The 18,584-nt window shown below is 61.2% G+C and carries 15 protein-coding genes and 1 pseudogene; 9 read left to right on the forward strand and 7 right to left on the reverse strand.

Features of this window, described 5'->3' with window-relative positions; all coding sequences use genetic code 11:
- Position 1: 1 nt before the first annotated feature.
- The 3 genes from RND78_RS08125 to wecB form a co-directional block, all read right to left on the reverse strand.
- On the reverse strand, positions 2-1,618 hold the full coding sequence (locus RND78_RS08125; protein ID WP_312727586.1) for an alginate lyase family protein: 1,617 nt from the start codon (positions 1,616-1,618) through the stop codon (positions 2-4).
- 404 nt (positions 1,619-2,022) lie between these two features.
- On the reverse strand, positions 2,023-3,288 hold the full coding sequence (gene wecC / locus RND78_RS08130; protein WP_312727588.1) for a UDP-N-acetyl-D-mannosamine dehydrogenase: 1,266 nt from the start codon (positions 3,286-3,288) through the stop codon (positions 2,023-2,025).
- A 12-nt stretch (positions 3,289-3,300) separates the two neighbouring features.
- On the reverse strand, positions 3,301-4,425 hold the full coding sequence (wecB, locus tag RND78_RS08135) for a non-hydrolyzing UDP-N-acetylglucosamine 2-epimerase (RefSeq protein ID WP_312728105.1): 1,125 nt from the start codon (positions 4,423-4,425) through the stop codon (positions 3,301-3,303).
- 698 nt (positions 4,426-5,123) lie between these two features.
- On the opposite strand from wecB, the gene RND78_RS08140 reads away from it, so the two are divergent.
- Positions 5,124-6,827 (forward strand): DUF4214 domain-containing protein, encoded by a 1,704-nt coding sequence (locus RND78_RS08140; protein WP_312727591.1) that lies wholly within the window; start codon positions 5,124-5,126, stop codon positions 6,825-6,827.
- Positions 6,828-7,196: 369 nt separating this feature from the next.
- Here the strand turns inward: RND78_RS08140 and RND78_RS08145 are convergent, their stop codons facing one another.
- The 4 genes from RND78_RS08145 to RND78_RS08160 all read right to left on the reverse strand — a co-directional run bounded on the left by RND78_RS08145 (position 7,197) and on the right by RND78_RS08160 (position 9,814).
- Entirely contained in the window at positions 7,197-7,649 is a 453-nt protein-coding gene (locus tag RND78_RS08145; RefSeq protein ID WP_312727592.1) for an Lrp/AsnC family transcriptional regulator, read from the reverse strand.
- Between the two features lie 60 nt (positions 7,650-7,709).
- Complete coding sequence (locus RND78_RS08150; protein WP_312727593.1) at positions 7,710-9,041, reverse strand: VOC family protein; 1,332 nt, start codon at positions 9,039-9,041, stop codon at positions 7,710-7,712.
- A 250-nt stretch (positions 9,042-9,291) separates the two neighbouring features.
- A complete protein-coding gene (locus tag RND78_RS08155; RefSeq protein ID WP_312727594.1) occupies positions 9,292-9,540 on the reverse strand; it encodes a hypothetical protein in 249 nt (82 codons plus the stop codon).
- A 70-nt stretch (positions 9,541-9,610) separates the two neighbouring features.
- Positions 9,611-9,814 carry a hypothetical protein gene (locus RND78_RS08160; protein WP_312727597.1) on the reverse strand — a complete coding sequence of 68 codons (204 nt, stop codon included), beginning with the start codon at positions 9,812-9,814 and terminating at the stop codon, positions 9,611-9,613.
- Positions 9,815-10,010: 196 nt separating this feature from the next.
- Between RND78_RS08160 and RND78_RS08165 the strand changes: the two genes are divergently transcribed.
- From RND78_RS08165 to RND78_RS08195, 8 genes and pseudogenes are all read left to right on the forward strand, one after another.
- Positions 10,011-11,825 carry an ATP-binding protein gene (locus RND78_RS08165; protein WP_312727598.1) on the forward strand — a complete coding sequence of 605 codons (1,815 nt, stop codon included), beginning with the start codon at positions 10,011-10,013 and terminating at the stop codon, positions 11,823-11,825.
- A gap of 31 nt (positions 11,826-11,856) precedes the next feature.
- Entirely contained in the window at positions 11,857-13,281 is a 1,425-nt protein-coding gene (locus RND78_RS08170; protein WP_312727600.1) for a sigma-54 dependent transcriptional regulator, read from the forward strand.
- Between the two features lie 475 nt (positions 13,282-13,756).
- Positions 13,757-14,698 (forward strand): annotated as a pseudogene (locus tag RND78_RS28195) (cache domain-containing protein); the annotation flags it as partial.
- A 120-nt stretch (positions 14,699-14,818) separates the two neighbouring features.
- On the forward strand, positions 14,819-15,556 hold the full coding sequence (locus RND78_RS28200) for a methyl-accepting chemotaxis protein (protein WP_409457029.1): 738 nt from the start codon (positions 14,819-14,821) through the stop codon (positions 15,554-15,556).
- A 394-nt stretch (positions 15,557-15,950) separates the two neighbouring features.
- Positions 15,951-16,961 carry an SIS domain-containing protein gene (locus RND78_RS08180; RefSeq protein ID WP_312728107.1) on the forward strand — a complete coding sequence of 337 codons (1,011 nt, stop codon included), beginning with the start codon at positions 15,951-15,953 and terminating at the stop codon, positions 16,959-16,961.
- Positions 16,962-17,170: 209 nt separating this feature from the next.
- Positions 17,171-17,797, forward strand: coding sequence for a LuxR C-terminal-related transcriptional regulator (locus RND78_RS08185; RefSeq protein ID WP_312727602.1), 627 nt, complete (start codon positions 17,171-17,173; stop codon positions 17,795-17,797).
- Positions 17,794-18,177, forward strand: a complete 384-nt coding sequence (gene csgE / locus RND78_RS08190; protein WP_312727604.1) for a curli production assembly/transport protein CsgE — start codon at positions 17,794-17,796, stop codon at positions 18,175-18,177. Before RND78_RS08185 ends, csgE begins: the two co-directional genes overlap by 4 nt.
- Positions 18,174-18,578, forward strand: coding sequence for a curli assembly protein CsgF (locus tag RND78_RS08195; protein ID WP_312727606.1), 405 nt, complete (start codon positions 18,174-18,176; stop codon positions 18,576-18,578). Before csgE ends, RND78_RS08195 begins: the two co-directional genes overlap by 4 nt.
- Positions 18,579-18,584: the final 6 nt, after the last annotated feature.

Below are 18,584 nucleotides of genomic sequence, written 5' to 3' on the forward strand. Positions count from 1 at the left end.
ACTACCAAGCTATGGTCGTAATAATAGTATTTGCCGAGAAGCTTGCGGTAATGCACTTATTTGGGACGGACAAGCCAAACTCGGGGTGCCAGGTGGACGCGACCACCTCCACATGGCTGGCCCCTTGAATGACAATCCGCACGACTTCCCCACCTGGCAAGGTTGCGAGTAGCAGCTCGCCATCCTGTATGACAGCGACCTTTGGATGCGTGAAGAGCCTTGCCGTCGCCTGACCAAAGGTTCCGGTCAAGCGGTCCGTAACCTTCAAGCTGCCGACCTTTGCCTCCCATTCCCGCATGTGCAGGTTTTTGCCTTGCAGGCGCCGGTAGCCATCATGGTGACAACGGATCCTAACCATGTCCGGCTCCGCCACGACCTCCTCAAGTACGGCACGGGCACGCCGGGCGACCCGAAATCCAGCCCACACCTCAGAAGAGTTTTCACCATCAATCTCGACGGTGTTGTGGGCAGCCGTACTGCGTTGACGATTGCGCTCACTGTCTTCGCCGTATTGCGAGGTTCCAGAATTGACAAACACTCTATGGCCAAACAGGCTAAGTTCATAGCTCAGGGTGTCCGCATGGCTGTGTCCTGGTTGGTAAACCGGGGCTATCTGGGCAAAATTGACCAAAGCCTTACAGCCATCGCCAAGGTCTATGACGCCATAACCGCTTTCGGTATGGCAGTTTACTGAAACCGGGAGTGCCTCCGGAGCCTTACTCGGTGGAAGACAACCCAGCTGACCTGCATAACCCTCCAAGTCGCTCAACGTAGGAGAGATACCAAACGCAGCATCGTTGAAGAAGGGAATACGACCATCGGGATGCTGTACGCTACGCAGCCAAGCGATACCACGCATGATTACGTGCTGCCAGCTGGCCAGACGGGCACTCAAAGGCGCCTGGGGTACGTGGAGTGCAAGATTGACCAGATCGCACATGTCCCAGAGCAACGCAGCGTGATACATGGGAGATAGTTCGAAGTGCGCTCCGTCGGCCAGAAACTGCTCAGTAATCTCGGCATCCATTATCTTGAGTCCCTGCGCCTGCCATCGGTCGGCGTGGACACCCTCAAGAAAGCTACCAGCAAATATGAGAGCCTTGCCATTGACGAAGAGATGATTGGCCAAGATGTGGTACTCGACCTGCTGAGACAAGGCATGGGTCTGAAGTGCCAGGCTTTCTAACCACTCGGCTTTGCAGGTGGTCTGGCGCTGGAACCACTTGATGAGATTGACGATACGCAGAGACAACGGATAAGGCTCCCAACCCACTCCTGCAAATGGAGGGTTGCTCTGGATCCAGCTATCGATCAGAAGGCCGTCGGCTTTGGCTGAAACCTTGCTGGAGGATGCAAGATGCTCGAGGTAATGCAGGTTGTAAAGCCAGATCTTGGGCAAGGTCGTATTGCCCCACGCTACAGGGCCTTGAATGCCCATGAAGTTAAACTCACCATTTTCCAGAAAGCGCGATGGCCCCCATTGGGGGGGGGGCACCAAGTAGAAAGAGCCCCGACGAACGAACCCGCTGGCAGTGAATTTTTTCACCCTATGCAAACGATAGTAGAGGCGATAGAAAATCTGCTTCAATCGCAACGTTTTTGCGGTGTGGTAAAACATCAGAAATCGAGAAATTGACATCCTATCCATATTCAAGTCTTCATCAAGCTAGCTGTGAACCAGATGCCCTGCGAACCCCCCATAAATCGGTCCAGAAAGGCCAGCCTAAGGTTTTCATATGTGCAAGCTCCTTTTGATAACTTACCAAGAACGACAAACACAAGAAATGACTGCTCGAGAGCGTCACAATACAGACACTTTCGGTTTTGAGAAGTCTCGATAGAACGGCGCTCATCCCACTCTGTCAACAAAGGGTAGCCCTTGGTCAGAAGACTCGCTTGTGGGGCAGGCTTGTCGGCATCATGACCTATCGAGGCCCTTGAGCCGCAGGACCTACAAAGCTTTGAGAAATAGCACCTAGCGGAGCCGGCGCTATTTCCCTCATCACGATCAGCAACCGTCGATCAGGTCCAGATACCTCGAGTATCGATGAGCTCAATGGAACCCAAATCGCTTCTATGGATGCCTTTGAAGACACTGTGGTCAACGAGCAGAACCACGACGTCTGCACAGGACAGCGCTTGATCGACACTGACTAGGGATGCGATGCCCTCCAGAGAAGCAGGCAATTTCTCAATGTTGGGCTCTACCGTCAGTACCTTCCCAGGGTGGGATTGGGCGATATGAACTGTAATCTCCAGCGAGGGGCTTTCACGCAGATCGTCGATGTCCGGTTTGAATGCCAGCCCTAAACACGCGATTGTTACGTCGGCAGCGGTCTTTGCCGGCTGCCGTTGCAGAAAGGTGCCAATGGCCAAGCGGACTTGTTCCATCACCCAGAGCGGCTTGCTGTCATTCACTTCCCGAGCGGTGCGGATCAAGCGCGCCTGCTCGGGGGCTTTGCTCACGATAAACCAGGGATCAACCGCTATGCAGTGGCCGCCGACACCTGGGCCAGGCTGCAGTATACTGACACGCGGGTGATGGTTGGCCAGTCGAATGAGTTCCCAAACGTTGATGTCGAGCTTGCTGCAGACCATGGATAGCTCATTAGCGAACGCAATATTCACGTCGCGGAAGCTGTTTTCGGTGAGTTTGCACATTTCAGCGGTACGCGCATCTGTAATAATACACTCGCCCTCCACAAAAGTTCGATACAGGCTCACGGCCGCTGCGGAGCACTTGGCTGTCAGGCCACCGATGATACGGTCGTTTTCAATCAGCTCGCGCAGAACATGTCCCGGCAGTACCCGTTCAGGGCAATGGGCGATGCGAATGTCCGAAGCTTCGCCATGGCTGGCGGGAAAGGTAAGGTCCGGGCGTGCTTCGGCCAGCCAGGCAGCTATCTGTTCAGTAGCCCCCACTGGCGAGGTTGATTCGAGGATAACCAAATCGCCCTTTTTCAATACGGGTGCGATAGCCTTGCTGGCCGATTCGATGTAGGTCAGATCGGGTTCATGATCTCCCCGGAAGGGGGTAGGTACCGCCAGCAAAAATGCATCTGCCGGCTCTGGTGTCGTAGTTGCGCGCAAATATCCTTCGGTTACAGCCGCTCGTACAACAATATCAAGGTCGGGCTCGATGATGTGAATATTACCGCGGTTTATAGTATCGACGGCATGGCGATTCACGTCTACACCAATGACTTTCTTTTTACGCGCTGCAAAAACAGCGGCTGTAGGCAGGCCGATATAACCGAGTCCGACTACGGAGATAGTTTCAAAGCTCATGCGTTAGCCCTACTAGAATTTGGAAAGAATTTCGAGAATACGAGAACAGGCCTCACCATCGCCGTAGGGGTTATGGGCAAAGCTCATCCTAGAATAGGCAGCAGCGTCCGTCAGCAACTGGTATAAATTACGCTTGATAAGATCGACGTCTGTACCTACCAGTTTGACGGTACCGGCTTCGACCGCCTCTGGTCGCTCGGTCGTGTCGCGCATTACCAGTACCGGCTTACCCAAAGAGGGAGCCTCTTCCTGAATACCACCCGAGTCGCTCAGAATTAAATAGGATCGATTCATTAAATAGACAAATGGCAGATAGTCAAGTGGCTCAATCAGATGAATATTGCGAACACTGGCCAGCAAGCGGTTTACCGGCTCACGAACGTTCGGATTCAAGTGTACCGGGTAGACAATCTCGACATCCGGAAAGGCTAGCGCGGTTTCGAGTAGAGCTTGGCATATCTTTTCGAAGCCGCCGCCGAAGCTTTCGCGGCGGTGCCCAGTTACCAAGATGATACGCTTGCCCTCACCGATAAAAGAAAACTGCTCATGAAACTGCTTTTGCAATCTCGCACTACCTGCCACTCGTGCAACAACACTTAGCAGGGCATCAATCACGGTATTCCCCGTGACATAGATACTAGCAGGATTTACACCCTCCCTAAGCAAGTTTTGCCGGGATGCATTCGTTGGCGCGAAATGTATCTTGGCCAGCGCGCCGGTCAACTTACGATTAGCCTCCTCCGGCCAGGGCGAGTATAGGTTACCTGTACGCAGCCCGGCTTCGACATGGGCTACGGGAATCTGCTGATAGTAGGCCGCCAAGGTGACCGCCAAAGTGGTAGCGGTATCGCCGTGTACCAAAACTATATCCGGCTTAAAAGCTGTGAAGACCGACTTCATACCCTGCAGTATAGCGGTCGTCACGTCCGTAAGATCTTGCCCCGGCTTCATAATATTCAGATCGAAATCAGGAACGAGCTCGAACAGTTCTAGAACTTGGTCCAGCATTTCTCGGTGCTGGCCGGTAACGCAGACCTTTGTTTCAAAGCGCTCGTCGGCAGCGAGACTCAAGGCCAGGGGAGCCATCTTTATGGCTTCAGGTCGTGTGCCAAACACACATAGAGTTTTCAAGGTCATCGTTGCACCAGTATTAAGAATATGCATGGTGTGTAAACCAAGGCACGACATTCACTGTTTAATGCCCAAATGACGTTTAGTCGCATCCGTTCACTGGACCAGAATACGTGACATCAAAGAGGAGGTTAGCCCTCTTTCCTGCCAGATAGGCGTGCATTGTAGACACATTTACGTGAGCCATATACCAATCGTGCGGTAGGCTGAGCGACTGCTGTGGCGTGCGCCGGAGAAGCCATTTTGTCCACCTCGGCTATGAGCGGGCTGCCTAGCAGGCGAGGGCTAGAATACGCCTTGGAGCTGGCTACGGCATGCGTGAAAAATCGGCAGGTGCCTTTGCGGCTCAGGCTTGTTGGTCGCACTGGTGCCACTGACCTGTCCAGATCGTTAGGCGATGAAAACGGACAGACTTGGTGGTATCCCTCCACTTTACAGCACGGCCTGCAAGGCGAAAATACGAAGATAGCTCAGGCACCTACGTGCAGCACGATAGGGATCCTACCGCAACGGTGGCTGGCGATAGAAATCGTTACCTTCAGCGGTTCCAGGTCAAATACCAAGCGGTGCCTTGGACACCTTTCATCGCCTGGATCTAAAGAAATCTAGAGCAGCTACAGATATCAATGCATGTCAGGTCGCCCTGCAGAGCTCTGCTCCGCAAGGCCTCGCTGGATGTTCAGACTTGGTATCCGTAGGCGCTTATGATCTCCAACCTTCGCTTTCTCTGCCTCGCCAGTGCCCTCGGTGCGCTAACAAGCCTGTCTGCCTCGAATCTTCAGGCTGCAACAGTGCATCTGCTTGGCCTCAATCTATCCGGCGCCGCCTTCGCTCCTCAAGTGCTGCCAGGGATAAATGGTACCCATTACATCTTTCCAGTCGAGGCCCATTTCAAGCAGTGGAGTGACAGAGGCGTAAAACTGATCCGTTTCCCCATTTTATGGGAGAGGCTGCAACCGACGCTGGGTAATGCTCTGGACCCTACCTACTCTGCCTTAATTGATCGCACCTTCGCCTATGCCGAAAAATACGGCATGAAAATTATTCTCGACCTACACAATTACATGCGTTATCGGGGAGTGGTGATTGGCACTGGCAACGTGCCCTATTCCCAGTATCAGGATGTCATGACCCGTATCGCGCAACGCTGGAGCTCTCAGAATTCTCTGTACGCTTACGATTTAATGAACGAGCCCCACGACGCAGTTAGTCAGTGGCAAATTGCCGCTCAGTACGGTATCAACGGGGTGCGTACCTATGACTCGATTAGACCTATCTTAATCGAAGGAAACGGTTGGGCTGAGGCCACCCGCTGGCCTCAGTGGAATGATCCTCTGCTAACGCTAAAGGACCCGGCCAATAACATAATCTATCAGGCGCACGTCTATTTCGATGGGGAGGGCGGTGGTGGCACCTATGTCAATACCAGTGCCAGCAGCTATGACGATGAATATGGAATCGAACGGGTCCGCCCCTTTGTCGACTGGCTGAGGAAAAACGGCAAGCGAGGTATGATTGGTGAGTTTGGCGTACCGGACAGTGACCCCCGCTGGAATACCATCATGGGTCGAATGCTGGCCTATCTAAAGCAAAATTGCATTCCAGCGACTTATTGGGCAGCTGGTCCGGGCTGGGCAAACTACAATCTTTCAGTTGAGCCGGTGAACGGCGTAAACCGTCCACAGTGGATAACTTTGCAGGCTTATTTGGACGATATCAGCTGTGCCAGCGTGGGACCAATGGGCACAGGGGTCGCCGCAAATATTGTAAATACTAATAACGTTAGTGCCGTGACCAGCGTCTATCAGGATTATCTGGGCCGCGCCCCCGACCAGACCGGCTTAGACTACTGGACGACTCGAATAGCCAACGGCAGTATGACATTGGCTGGAGTCGTCAACGCTATAATGAGCAGCACTGAGTATCAGAATCGCTCCACAGTGGATCGACTATATCAAACTTACTTAGGACGTAGCGCTGACAGTGCGGGATTAAGCTATTGGGCCAGCAAACTGAATACCGGCACCATGACCGTCAATGCTGTGGCTGCAGCGCTCATCGGCAGCACTGAGTTTCAGGGCAATCTCTACACCACACTCAATCAACTTTACATTTCCTATCTCGGGCGTAATGCTGAGCAGGTCGGAATTTCTTACTGGGCGCAGCAGATATCTAGCGGCACCATGACCATCTCCGCAGTCAAAACGGCCATTGCGGGAAGTGCAGAGTGTTTGGTACGTACTCAGACAAACGTCAGGCAGTTCTATCGAACCTATCTGGGCCGGGAAGCGGATTCTATTGGCCTGAACAGCTGGACTGCGCAGGTAATCAGTGGCACCAAAACATTGGACGATGTATTGGTAGCTATCAAAGCTAGCGATGAGTATCTAGCTCATAGCACCAACTGACCGATCAATTCTTCTGACATCTACTGCTATATCGCTTTAGAGACCGAAACTCGTACTCATCATCTCAATGGATTTTCAAAAATTTTAAAATCTATAAATATACACTTCGAACTGATCAATAGAGCATGCTCTTAAAGCGAAATCAATGAAGGCGCATAACATAAGTTTCAATCTTGCCGCAAACACGCATGGTTTCGGCTTGCTTTAACAGGCCTTTAGAAGAAAATTCGAGTAGATACCTCAACACACAATACAGCTGATACAGCTGATACAGCTGATACAGCTGATACAGCTGATACAGCTATAGTACTGTTATTCACTTATTCTCTAGTATACCACCCAGCAACAAACGGCTCTTTCGAACCAAGCTCAACTTTCCCCACCGCGCCGATCGATCTTCCGATTGAGGATGATCGACGTCTGCGTCTGCTTCACGCCCTCAAGGTTGCCGATGCGGTCCAGCAGGTCGTCGAGTTTTTCGTGGGTGGTGCAGCGCAGGAAGGCCAGGTAGTCGAACTGACCGCTGACGGAGGAGACTTCCTCGACCTCGATCATCTTTTCCAGGGCGCGGATGACGCTGGCGGTGCTGCGCGGCAGGACGCTGATGGCGCAGTAGGCGCGGACGGCGGCCTGCTCCAGTGTGGAACCCAGGCGCAGGCCGTAGCCCTGGATGATGCCCTCGCGCTCCAGGCGCGCCAGGCGGGTGACCACGGTGGTGCGCGCCAGGCCCAACTGGCGCGCCAGGGTGGCGTTGGAGGCGCGGGCGTTCTGCTGCAGCAGGTGGATGAGCTGCCAGTCGGTTGGATCGAGCTTGGTGAACATCGTGGCTCCCGGCCAGGGGCGGGCGTCGGCAGCATAGGCCGTCGACGCGGGAGCCTCATTCTAGGCGGGGCGGCCGAGGGCAGCCAGGGCGGCGTCCAGAGATTCGCGCTGCTGGCGCTCGTACAGCGCCATCTCGTCGAGCACCGGGGCGCCCAGGGCGGCTTCGAAGGCCGCGCGATTACCGCCGCTCTGGTATTCCTGCTGGCTGCCGGCACCCAGGTTGGACTGGAAGATGCCGGCGGCGCTGACCGGCAGGAAGTCCTCGTAGGTGATGGGGTCAGCAATGAGCTGGCCAGCGGCGATCAGGGCCTCGGGATCGCGACTATCGGTAGCCGGTCGGCTGCAGGCCGTAGCGCGGTAGCGGAACCAAGCCAGGCCTTGGCGGCGCAGTTCGTCCCAGTTGTCGGGCAGGGCCTGGAATACCTCGGCCAGCACGGTTGCATAGTCGCTACCCGGAGTCTTGCTGCGCTGACGGACGTCCTGCAGGAGTTCGTCGTAGCGCTGCCGACCGGCCGGGGTGAGGGCGACGCCGCGCTGTTCGATCTCGCCGAAGCGTGCGGTATGCGAGCCCTGGACTTCGCCCTGGAACAGGATGGGCTCTTCCAGGGCCTTGAAGCTGGTCTGGCGCAGCAGGATGGGGCACTGGCGACGGGGCGGACCTTCGATGGTTTCCTTGGGCGCGATGCCATGCGCAGGCATGAGTGCCTGGACGGCGTCGATGTCGAGGGTGCGTGGGGTGAGGTGGTTGATGTGGGGGCCCTTGAAGCAGACCACGTCGGCGATCAGCCGATGGGCATCATGCAGACGCTGATAGAGACCGGCGTCAACATTGGCCTCGCGGTGCCAGCGGAAGGTTTCGAGGGCTTCCTGGACGAAGGCATCGGCCTCGGCGTCGGTCAGGCCACCCTGGGTCTCGGCGCGCTCGATCAATTCCAGCGCACCGGGGGTGAAGATACGGCGCTCGGCCAGCACCCGCTCGGCCAGTTGGCGCAGTTCGGCGTCTCCAATCAGTTCCAAACGCAGCAGCGAGGTGAAGACGCGGAAGGGATTGCGCTGCAGGGCGACCGGGTCCACCGGGCGGAAAGCCGTGGAGTGTACCGGCACGCCTGCCACGCTCAGGTCGTAGTAGCCGACCGGCTGCATGCCCATCACCGCGAACAACCGGCGCAGGGTGGCCAGCTCGGCCGCGGTGCCGACCCGGATCGCACCATGGCGCTCCAGATCCAGGCGCTCCGCGGAGTCCTGGGCGAACCCCGGCTGTCCGGCGTTCACCTCGGCGACCAGTTCCAGCAGGGTGCCGTACTGGGGCACTTCCTGGCGGTACATCGCGGACATGGCCTGGGAAAAACGGGTACGGATGACGTCCGGGGAAAGCAGCGACGGGGCGGTCATGGGAGCGGCTCCTGGCTCAAGCTAGAAGCCGATTTCGACACGCCCGCGCAGGCCACTCAAGCGATCTTTACTCATCGGATCATTCCCGGCGGGAATGGGCGCCCCGACGAAGAGGCTGTTCAAAGTCTCGCGAGCTAGAGACAAACAAGGCAAAAATGACTGAGGAAGCGGAGTTTACGAGTGGTAAATGAGCATTCCGAAGCCATTTTTAACGCAGTTTGGCCGACGCGCAGCAGACTTTGAACAGGCTCTAATGCTGCTGATGCTTGGTCTTCGGCTTTTTCACATGATCGGTGCCGGTATCGCTGCCCGAGCCGGCACTGGTGCCATTGTCGGCGGCGCCGACACCGGTGCTGGGCGCCTTTTCCATACTGTGGGTACTGGTGGAATCCGGTCGCGCAGGGGTGGCAGGCGGATTGGTCGGGCTGGTTTGTGCAAACGTGGCAGCGGACAGGCCAAGGCCGAGAATCAGGGTGGGAAACACCAGGGTCTTGCGCATGGGAGGACTCCTCGACAGGGATTCACTTCCAGTTAGGCACCTCCCGCCCGGGGAGGTGCCGCACCGCGGATCAGCTGCCGCTGGTGCTGTTGGCCTTGTGGACCTTCTTGTGGGCCACCTTCTTGTGGTGGGTGGTGGCCTGCTTGCCGCTCTTGGCGGGACTGCTGGTGGTGGCGCTCGGCGTCGCCGCGGGATCGGCGGGCGCCGTCTGGGCGAAGGCGGCAGAGGTGGCCAGGAGGCCGGCGAGGGTCAAGCAGAGGGTGGTGCTTTTCATCGAAGTCACTCCTTCGGTGGCTGATTGCCGGTTCAGTTAGCCGCCTTTCGCCCGGCAAAAGCGTGTTCGCCTCCACAGTCGGGCCGATAGGTAACAAGATATTTCAGTCGACTGCCAACGCGTTAACAATCCGGCAACGCGTTCGCAGCGGCCTGGCCTTGGGCATAATGTCGGGAGTCCCCCACCGTGCCCGCCCATGTCCAAGAGCCCCGATCTACCCAAGCGCCCGCGCTGGAGCAGCCTGCTACTGCTGGCCCTGGGCCTGACGCTGCTGCTGATCCCGCTACGTTATGCGGCCCAGCACTACTATGAGGCGCAGCTGGCCGAGCAGAACGGCCAGACCCTGGATCTCTACGTGGCCAACCTGCTGGGCACCCTGAGACGCTACGAGGTGCTGCCGGACCTGCTGGGCGATCTCCCGGTGCTGCGCAACGCCCTGGCGCACCAGGGTGACGAGGCGTCCCAGGACGCCGCCAGTCGCATGCTGGAGGACATCCGCCAGCGTACCGGTGCGGACGTCATCTATCTGATGCAAGACGACGGCACCTGCCTGGCCAGTTCCAACTATCGCCAACCAGACAGCTTCATCGGCCGCGATTTCTCCTTCCGCCCCTATTTCAAGGCGGCCATGCAGGGCCAGCCCGGGCGGTTCTTCGGCCTCGGCACCACCTCCAGCAAACGCGGCTACTATTTCGCCGCAGCGGTACGCGACGGCGCAGGCGCCATCGGCGTGGTAGTGGTCAAGGTCGACCTGGACAGCGCGGAACAGCTCTGGGGCAAGTCGCCCGAGCAACTGCTGGTCACCGACGACCTGGGCGTGGTCATCCTCACCTCCCACGACGCCTGGCGCTTTCGCGCCACCCGTCCGCTGGACGAACGCCAGCGCGAGCAGGTCAATGCCAACCGCCCCTATCCCACCACCAATCCGCCACCCCTGAGCCTGGTACCGAGCGACTGGCTGACCCAGACCCGCGATCTGGACGAGGTGGGCTGGACCGCGCAGATCCTGGCGCCGCGGGAAATGGTCGAGCGCCAGGTACGCAGCGCGCTCTACGTGGGCGCGGCGACCCTGCTGGCGCTGCTCCTGCTGCTAGTGGTGATGACCTTGAGACGGCGCCACTTCATCGAGCGCCTGGCGCTGGATGCCCGGGCCAAGCGCGACCTGGAACTGAACGTGGAGGAACGCACCCGTGACCTGCAGACGCTGAACGCGCGGCTGCAGCAGGAAGTCCACGACCGCGAACAGGCGCAGCGCGAACTGATGCGCGCCCAGGACGAAGCCGTGCAGGCCGGCAAGCTCTCGGCGCTGGGCACCATGTCGGCCAGCATCAGCCACGAACTCAACCAGCCACTGGCGGCCATCCGCAGCTATACGGAAAACGCCGTCGTGCTGCTCGATCACGATCGGCTGGACGATGCCCGCGGCAATCTCAAGCTGATCGGCGAGTTGACCACGCGCATGGCCAACATCATCGCCCACCTCAAGGCCTACGCCCGTGGCGCCCGGCGCGCACCGGAAAGCGTGGTGCTGCAGGGCGCCCTGGAAGATGCCCTGGCGCTGGTCGCCGCCCGCCGCCGGGCCATGCAGGTGGAGCTGATCCGCGACCTGCCCGATGCACCGCTGTGGGTGCAGGCCGGGGAAACCCGCCTGCGGCAGATCATCAGCAATCTGCTGAGCAATGCCCTCGACGCCCTGGCGGAAAAGACCAGTACCCGCCGGCTGTGGCTGACGACGCGTATCGACGAACGCGGCGTGACCCTGGTCCTGAGGGACAACGGCCCCGGCTTCTCCAGCGAGGCCCTGGCCCGCGCCCACGAACCCTTCTTCACCACCAAGGCCACCGCCCAGGGACTCGGCCTGGGCCTGGCGATCTGCGATAACCTGTTGCGGACCCTGGGTGGCCACCTGCACCTGTCCAACCATGCCGATGGCGGTGCCGAGGTGCGCCTCTACCTGCTGCACGGCAAGCCCGGCGTCGCCTCGGTGCCCCAGGAAGAAGTCCGCGGTTGACCGCGTCGCCTCTCACATTCAGGTCTTTGTCATGAACACCCTGCCCCCCTTCGATCCCGCCAGCCAGATCCTGCTGATCGACGACGATGCCCATCTGCGCCTGGCCCTGAGCCAGACCCTGGACCTGGCCGGCTTCAAGGTGACCACCCTGGCCGATGCCCGTGACCTGGACATGGTCGCCGTGCGCGGCTGGCCCGGCGTGGTGGTCAGCGACATCCGCATGCCCGGCATCGATGGCCTGGAGCTGCTGGCCCAGTTGCACCAGCGCGACGCCGAGTTGCCGGTGGTGCTCATCACCGGCCACGGCGACGTGCCCCTGGCGGTGCAGGCCATGCGTGCCGGCGCCTACGACTTCCTCGAGAAACCCTTCGCCAACGACGCCCTGATCGACAGCGTGCGCCGGGCCCTGGGCGCCCGCCATCTGGTCCTGGAAAACCGCAGCCTGCGCCTGGCCCTGGCCGAGCGCCAGGAACTGCAGACGCGCCTGATCGGCCAGACCCCGGGCATGGCCCGCCTGCGCGATCAGATCGGCGCCCTGGCGGCCACCCAGGCCGATGTGCTGATCCACGGCGAGACCGGCGCAGGCAAGGAGGTAGTGGCCCGCGCCCTGCACGACCTGTCGAATCGACGTGACGGTCCCTTCGTCGCCATCAATGCCGGTGCCCTCGCCGAATCCGTGGTGGAAAGCGAACTCTTCGGTCACGAACAGGGCGCCTTCACCGGTGCCCAGAAACGCCGCATCGGCAAGTTCGAATACGCCAGCGGCGGCACCCTCTTCCTCGACGAGATCGAGAGCATGAGCCTGGATGTCCAGGTCAAGCTGTTGCGCCTGCTGCAGGAACGCAAGGTCGAGCGGCTGGGCTCCAACCAGCAGATTTCACTGGACATCCGGGTGATCGCCGCGACCAAGGAAGACCTGCGCCAGGCCGCCGACCAGGGCCGGTTCCGCGCCGACCTCTACTACCGGCTGAACGTCGCTACCCTGCGCATTCCCGCCCTGCGCGAGCGCAGCGAAGACATCCTGCCGCTGTTCCGCCACTTCGCCCTGGCCGCCGCCGAGCGCCATGGCACGCCGGTGCGCGAGCCCGATGCCGAGCAGCGCGCCGCACTCATCGGCCACAGCTGGCCGGGCAACGTACGCGAATTACAGAACGCCGCCGAGCGCTTCGCCCTGGGACTGGACCTGGCCCTGGACAACAGCGCCTATGCGCCCTTCAGTATGCCGCCCGGGGCTACCCCGACACCTGTCGCTCCAGCGCCGGCCGGACTGGCCGCGGGTCTGGGCGAACAGGTGGAGGCCTTCGAGCGCGAGCTCATCCAGCGCGAACTGGCCCGGCCCCATGCCTCCTTGCGCAGTCTCGCCGAAGCCCTGGGCCTGCCGCGCAAGACGCTCTCCGACAAGCTGCGCAAGCACGACCTGCAATTCACCGGCGGCGCGGCGGACGAGGGTGACTAGGGGCTCTGCACCCCGGTTCCGAAACGCATCGCTGCGGACCTCAAGCGCCCCACCGGGTGGCCTTGCCGCCTGGGTGCTTCACGCCCCAACGCCAGCTGTTCCCGGCAGGCAGCAAAGGGACTGATATCACCTGGCCACAATATCGGTCACGTCAGGCGGCGCTGCACTGACTTAGGGCCCCTTGCCCAGCAATGGCCTTTCGCTGAGCCGGACGGCAAGGTATCAAGCTCGCGGCTTCCACCTGGGTTTCGGACAGTGGCACGACTTTTGTCTGGAGATGAAAAGTTGTCCGAACGGTCATGTTTTCTCGTACGCCTGATTCCCGGGGTTTGTCATGCAGCGCTGGCGCAAAAGTATTCAATTCCAACTGACGGCCAGCATGGGGGCAGCCCTGCTCACCAGCAGCCTGATCATCATTGCCCTCTATGCCTTCGCCCTGAACCGGCTCAGCGATCGCTACCTGGTCGGCCAAGCCATGCCGGCCAGTGTCGAGGCCATCCGCAATGATCTGGAGCGGTTGCTCGCCGCCCCGCTGAACGCCGCCACGGACATCGCCGACAACACGCTGGTCGGCGAATGGCTGGCCAACGGGGAAGCTGCCGCTCAACAACCCGCCTTCATTCGCTATCTGGCCGAGATAAAGACCCGGCAACAGGCGCTTTCCACCTTCATCGTCGCCAAGGACAGCGCCCATTACTTCACCAGCCAGGGTCTCGACCGCACCCTCCTGCGCAGCGCGCCGGAGAATCGCTGGTTCTACGACTTCCTCGACAGCGGCAAGGAGCGCACGCTGGACATCGATATCGACCAGACCACCAAGGTCCCGACCCTGTTCATCAACCAGCGCGTGGAGCATGCCGGGACGGCGGTGGGCGTCGCCGGGCTCGGTTTCAGCCTGAGCAAGCTGTCCGAGCTGATCCGCGAATTTCGCTTCGGCAGCCAGGGCCAGGTCTTTCTCGTGAGTGCCGATGGCAAGATCAAGATCCATCCCGAGGCGAGCAGGAACGACGTCTCGACCCTGGCCGAGCTGACCGGCGCGGCGCCGGCCGCGGCCCTGCTCAAGGCGGGGGCGCTGGAGGGGAACACCCTGCATTTCACCCGTAACGGCGAAGACTATCTGGCGCTGAGCCGGCCGGTAGCCTCGCTGGGCTGGGTGCTGGTCGGCGAGATTCCCGCGGCCGAGGTGTATGGGCCCGCGCGCCAGACGTTGACCCTCATCGGCGCGATCAGCCTGGCGATCGTGCTGCTTTTCCTGCTGTTCGTGGCCTGGATCGCCCGCGGCATCGTCCGGCCGATACGCCAGGTCACGGCGGCGCTGGTGGACATCGGTGGCGGCCAGGGCGATCTCAGCCGGCGCCTGGACGAGCATCGCGAAAACGAGCTGGGTGACCTTGCCCGTGGCTTCAACCGCTTCATCGAAAGCCTGCGGCGGTTGGTCGGCGATGCGCTGCAGACCAGTGAAGAGTTGCGGCGCAGCGTCAAGGGCGTTGCCCAGGTGGTGGACGGTACCGCGACCCGGGCGGTGCGCCAGCAGGAAATGACGGAGACGGTCGCCACCGCCGTGCATGAGATGGGCCTGACGGTTCAGGAAATCGCCCGGAATGCCGCCGAAGCCGCAGAGGTGTCCCAAGACACCCAACACGAAGCGACCTCCGCCAGGACGGTGGTGGGACATTCGATCGCCACCATAGAAGGCATGTCGCGCGACATCGGCACCTCCGCCGGCGTGGTGGAACAGCTGGCCGAGCAGATCGCCACCATCGAGCGGATCGCCACCACCATTCGCGGTATTTCCGACCAGACCAACCTGCTCGCCCTCAATGCGGCAATCGAGGCCGCGCGCGCCGGCGAAAGCGGGCGCGGTTTCGCCGTCGTCGCCGATGAGGTAAGGACCCTGGCAGCGCGTACCCAAGGCGCGACCGGCGAGATCCAGACCATCATGGGGCAGTTGCGAACCGGCGCCGCCCAGGCGGTCGCCTCGATCCGTGCCGGTCAGGCGGCGACCGCGACCGGGGTGATGTCCAGCCAGCAGACGGGCGAGTCGCTGAATCGGATCGCCGACTATGTGGCTGGGCTCGCGGACCGGAATCAACAGGTGGCCACGGCCACCGAAGAGCAGAGCGCGGTGACCGAAGACATCAACGTCACCATCCAGGGCATCGCCGACCTCGCCCAGTCCACCGTCAAGGACGTGCAGACATGCCATCAGGACTGCCAAGCGCTGAACCACTATGCCGAGCACCTCGCCACCCAGATGGCACGTTTCAAGCTCTAGTGTGGTGTTTCAGACGTTCGCACAAGAATTGGCGAGTGATTTTTGTCTTCGGGCCAGGCGCCGCGACGAGTCATAGCAGGGCTATGGCGAGGAGTGGCAACGCCGCCCGGGGAGGTCCGCCTCTGCGGCAACAAGCGCCGCCGACATTGTGTAGATAACTTCTGAAACACCACACTAGAGTCCGTCAGGCCATGCTGGGGGCTCCTGCTGGAAAAACGGCGTGAGCGGTGGAGCCTGCCAACGCGAGAACCGTGACCTCCTGGGGAAAGCCCTCGGGGGAGTTCCGGGACCGTCCGCCTCCGCGGTCTCTTCACGATGCTGGTCGGCGACGGGGCGGAATGGCAGAGTGGGCGGCATCAGGCTATGGCCGTAGGAGACCCTCTTGACCTCGCTCATGCTCGCAGAAGCCGCCGCCAGCGGGGCGGCCGTCGCCCGCCAACTGGAGACCATCGACCAGGCCCTGGCGGACTTGGCTGCCGATCTCAGGGCCAATCCGCCCCAGCTGGCGCTCACCGTGGCCCGTGGCAGCTCGGATCATGCGGCGAGCTACTTCGCCTATCTGGCCATGGCCCACCTGGGTCTGCCGGTGCTGTCCTTGCCACCGTCCCTGGTGACCCTGCGCCAGGCGCCGCTGCGCGTCGAAGGCCAGCTCGCCCTGGGCTTTTCCCAGTCCGGCCGCAGCCCCGATCTGATCGAGACCCTCACCGCCCTGGATCGCTACGGCGCCCGTACCGCGGCGCTGGTCAACGAGATCGACTCGCCGCTGGCGCTGGCCTGCCGCCACGCCCTGGGCGTACAGGCGGGACCGGAACACAGCATCGCCGCCACCAAGAGCTTCATCGCCACCCTGGCCGCCGCGGCGCGGCTGATCGCCCACTGGCAGCAGGACGAGACCCTGCTCGCCGCCGGGACGGCCCTTCCCGCGGCCCTGGATCGCGCCGCCGAGTTGAGCTGGGCGCCAGCATTGCCAGTGCTGCGTGACGCCGAGCGCTGCATGGTGGTCGGCCGTGGGCCGGGCTTCGCCATCGCCCAGGAAGCCGCACTCAAGCTCAAGGAGACCTCGGCGCTGCAAGGCGAAGCCTTCAGTGGCGCTGAGCTGCAGCATGGTCCCCTGGCACTGGTGGAGCGCGGCTATCCGCTGCTGATCTTCGCCCTGCGCGGCCCGGAACAGGCCGGCCTGTTGCAACTGGCCCGCGACCTCCGCGGTCGCGGCGCCCGGGTGCTGCTGGCCGCCCCGGAAGACATCGCCGAACGTGACCTGCCCCTGGTCACCGCCGCTCATCCCGACCTGGACGGCCTCCTGGCGATCCAGAGTTTCTACCGCATGGCCGCACTGCTGGCCGAGGCCCGCGGCCAGGACCCGGACCAGCCGCGGCACCTGCGCAAGGTCACCCTCACCCGCTGAGGCCGAGAGGCACTGGCAGCCTGCCGGTGCCTCGCTCGCCGCTCCATCCTCCGAACTAATCCTTTGGATCTAGCAGCCAGAAGCCAGCACGGCAACAATCTGCCAAACGGTCCACAGAGCCGTTAAGTCGCTGGAAATCAGTCAGTTTTCGCTTGTCGTGCGGGTCGATTTGTCTCAGCGTTCGCGCAACGGATGATGAGGCAGCACATATGGACATGCGCACGGACCCTGCGAGAAAGGTCCGCCTGACGACGGCGAACGTCCTGCTGGCGGAATTGCTCAAACCCTTCCTGCACGAACGCCACGGTATCGAGCTGATCCTGGCCCGCGAACTGGATGACGTCGGTGACGCCAGCCTGGTGCTGGTCGATCTCGGCAGCGTGCCGGTGGCGCAGCTCGAGCGCTGGCTGGAAGGCCAGCCGCCGGTCGCCACCGTGGCCTTCCTCAACGCCACGCCCGAGCAGGCCTTGCCCTGGGTCGAGCGCTTTCCCGCGATCCAGGGCGTGTTCGCCCCGCAAGCCAGCCCCGAACAACTGCTGCAGGGCCTGGGTGCCCTGCTGGCCGGCGAGGACTGGCTGCCGCGCGCCATCCTCGCCCACCTGCTGCGCCGTTCGCGCGAGCGGCCGAGCATGGCCGTCGACGGCCTGACCCGCCGCGAGCGGGAGATCCTGCGGCTGGTCGGCCGCGGCCTGTCCAACGCCGCCATCGGCGAGGCGCTCTGCCTGAGCACCCATACGGTCAAGAGCCACATGCACAACCTGCTGCGCAAGACCGGCGCCGCCAACCGCGCCGAGGCGGCGCTGCGCTTCCATGCCGGCCAGGATCTGCCGGGATGAAGGTGGCCTGGCTGCTGCTCGGCCTGCTCCTGAGCGGCACGCTGCGCGCCGAGGGCGAGGTGATTCAGGGCCTGCTGGTGGACAACACCATCTCCCGCTTCGGCCACGACTTCTATCGCCACTTCGCCGACCGGCTGACCGACACCACCGAACTGGACTTCAACCTGGTGGTACGCGAACGGCCCTCGGCACGCTGGGGCAGCCTGGTCTGGGTCGAGTACGAGCAGCGGCTGCTCTATCGCCAGTTCATTCCGCCGAACAACAGTGAACTCAAGGATGCCGCCTACGCCGCGGCGGACCAGGTCCACGAGGGCATCACCCGGCGGCGCCTGGAGAACCTCCTGCAGGATACTTTCGACATGGATAAGGACGAGTTATGAACGCGCACGCCTGGAAGGCCCTGCCCCTGCTCTGGACCCTGGGCGTCGCCATGGCGCAAGCCACCGAGCTGGTCTATTCGCCGGTGAATCCCTCCTTCGGCGGCAACCCGCTCAACGGCACCTACCTGCTGAACAACGCCACCGCCCAGGATCGCCACAAGGATCCCGATCTGCGCAGCAGCAACAGCCAGTCGCCCCTCGAGCGCTTCACCAGCCAGCTGGAATCGCGGCTGCTGTCCCAGGTGCTGACCAACATCCAGGACGGCAACTCCGGCACGCTGTCCACCGACCAGTTCATCGTCAACATCGTCGACGACTCCGGCAACCTGACCGTGCAGATCACCGACCGCAGTACCGGGGAGATTTCGGAAATCTCCGTCAACGGTTTCAACCAACCCTGAGCACGG

It is taken from the genome of Pseudomonas oryzihabitans (assembly GCF_032027545.1).
Classification (GTDB): Bacteria; Pseudomonadota; Gammaproteobacteria; order Pseudomonadales; family Pseudomonadaceae; genus Chryseomonas; species Chryseomonas oryzihabitans_F.

Excerpts from the sequence above, each read along its gene's own strand:
- RND78_RS08170 (WP_312727600.1), top strand. The coding sequence starts at position 11,857 with ATGAACACCCTGCCCCCCTTCGATCCCGCCAGCCAGATCCTGCTGATC.
- csgE (WP_312727604.1), top strand. The coding sequence starts at position 17,794 with ATGAAGGTGGCCTGGCTGCTGCTCGGCCTGCTCCTGAGCGGCACGCTG.
- RND78_RS08140 (WP_312727591.1), top strand. The coding sequence starts at position 5,124 with ATGATCTCCAACCTTCGCTTTCTCTGCCTCGCCAGTGCCCTCGGTGCG.
- RND78_RS08145 (WP_312727592.1), bottom strand. The coding sequence starts at position 7,649 with ATGTTCACCAAGCTCGATCCAACCGACTGGCAGCTCATCCACCTGCTG.
- wecC (WP_312727588.1), bottom strand. The coding sequence starts at position 3,288 with ATGAGCTTTGAAACTATCTCCGTAGTCGGACTCGGTTATATCGGCCTG.
- RND78_RS28200 (WP_409457029.1), top strand. The coding sequence starts at position 14,819 with ATGACGGAGACGGTCGCCACCGCCGTGCATGAGATGGGCCTGACGGTT.
- RND78_RS08165 (WP_312727598.1), top strand. The coding sequence starts at position 10,011 with ATGTCCAAGAGCCCCGATCTACCCAAGCGCCCGCGCTGGAGCAGCCTG.
- RND78_RS08195 (WP_312727606.1), top strand. The coding sequence starts at position 18,174 with ATGAACGCGCACGCCTGGAAGGCCCTGCCCCTGCTCTGGACCCTGGGC.
- RND78_RS08150 (WP_312727593.1), bottom strand. The coding sequence starts at position 9,041 with ATGACCGCCCCGTCGCTGCTTTCCCCGGACGTCATCCGTACCCGTTTT.
- RND78_RS08155 (WP_312727594.1), bottom strand. The coding sequence starts at position 9,540 with ATGCGCAAGACCCTGGTGTTTCCCACCCTGATTCTCGGCCTTGGCCTG.
- RND78_RS08180 (WP_312728107.1), top strand. The coding sequence starts at position 15,951 with ATGCTCGCAGAAGCCGCCGCCAGCGGGGCGGCCGTCGCCCGCCAACTG.
- RND78_RS08125 (WP_312727586.1), bottom strand. The coding sequence starts at position 1,618 with ATGTTTTACCACACCGCAAAAACGTTGCGATTGAAGCAGATTTTCTAT.
- RND78_RS08160 (WP_312727597.1), bottom strand. The coding sequence starts at position 9,814 with ATGAAAAGCACCACCCTCTGCTTGACCCTCGCCGGCCTCCTGGCCACC.
- RND78_RS08185 (WP_312727602.1), top strand. The coding sequence starts at position 17,171 with ATGGACATGCGCACGGACCCTGCGAGAAAGGTCCGCCTGACGACGGCG.
- wecB (WP_312728105.1), bottom strand. The coding sequence starts at position 4,425 with ATGACCTTGAAAACTCTATGTGTGTTTGGCACACGACCTGAAGCCATA.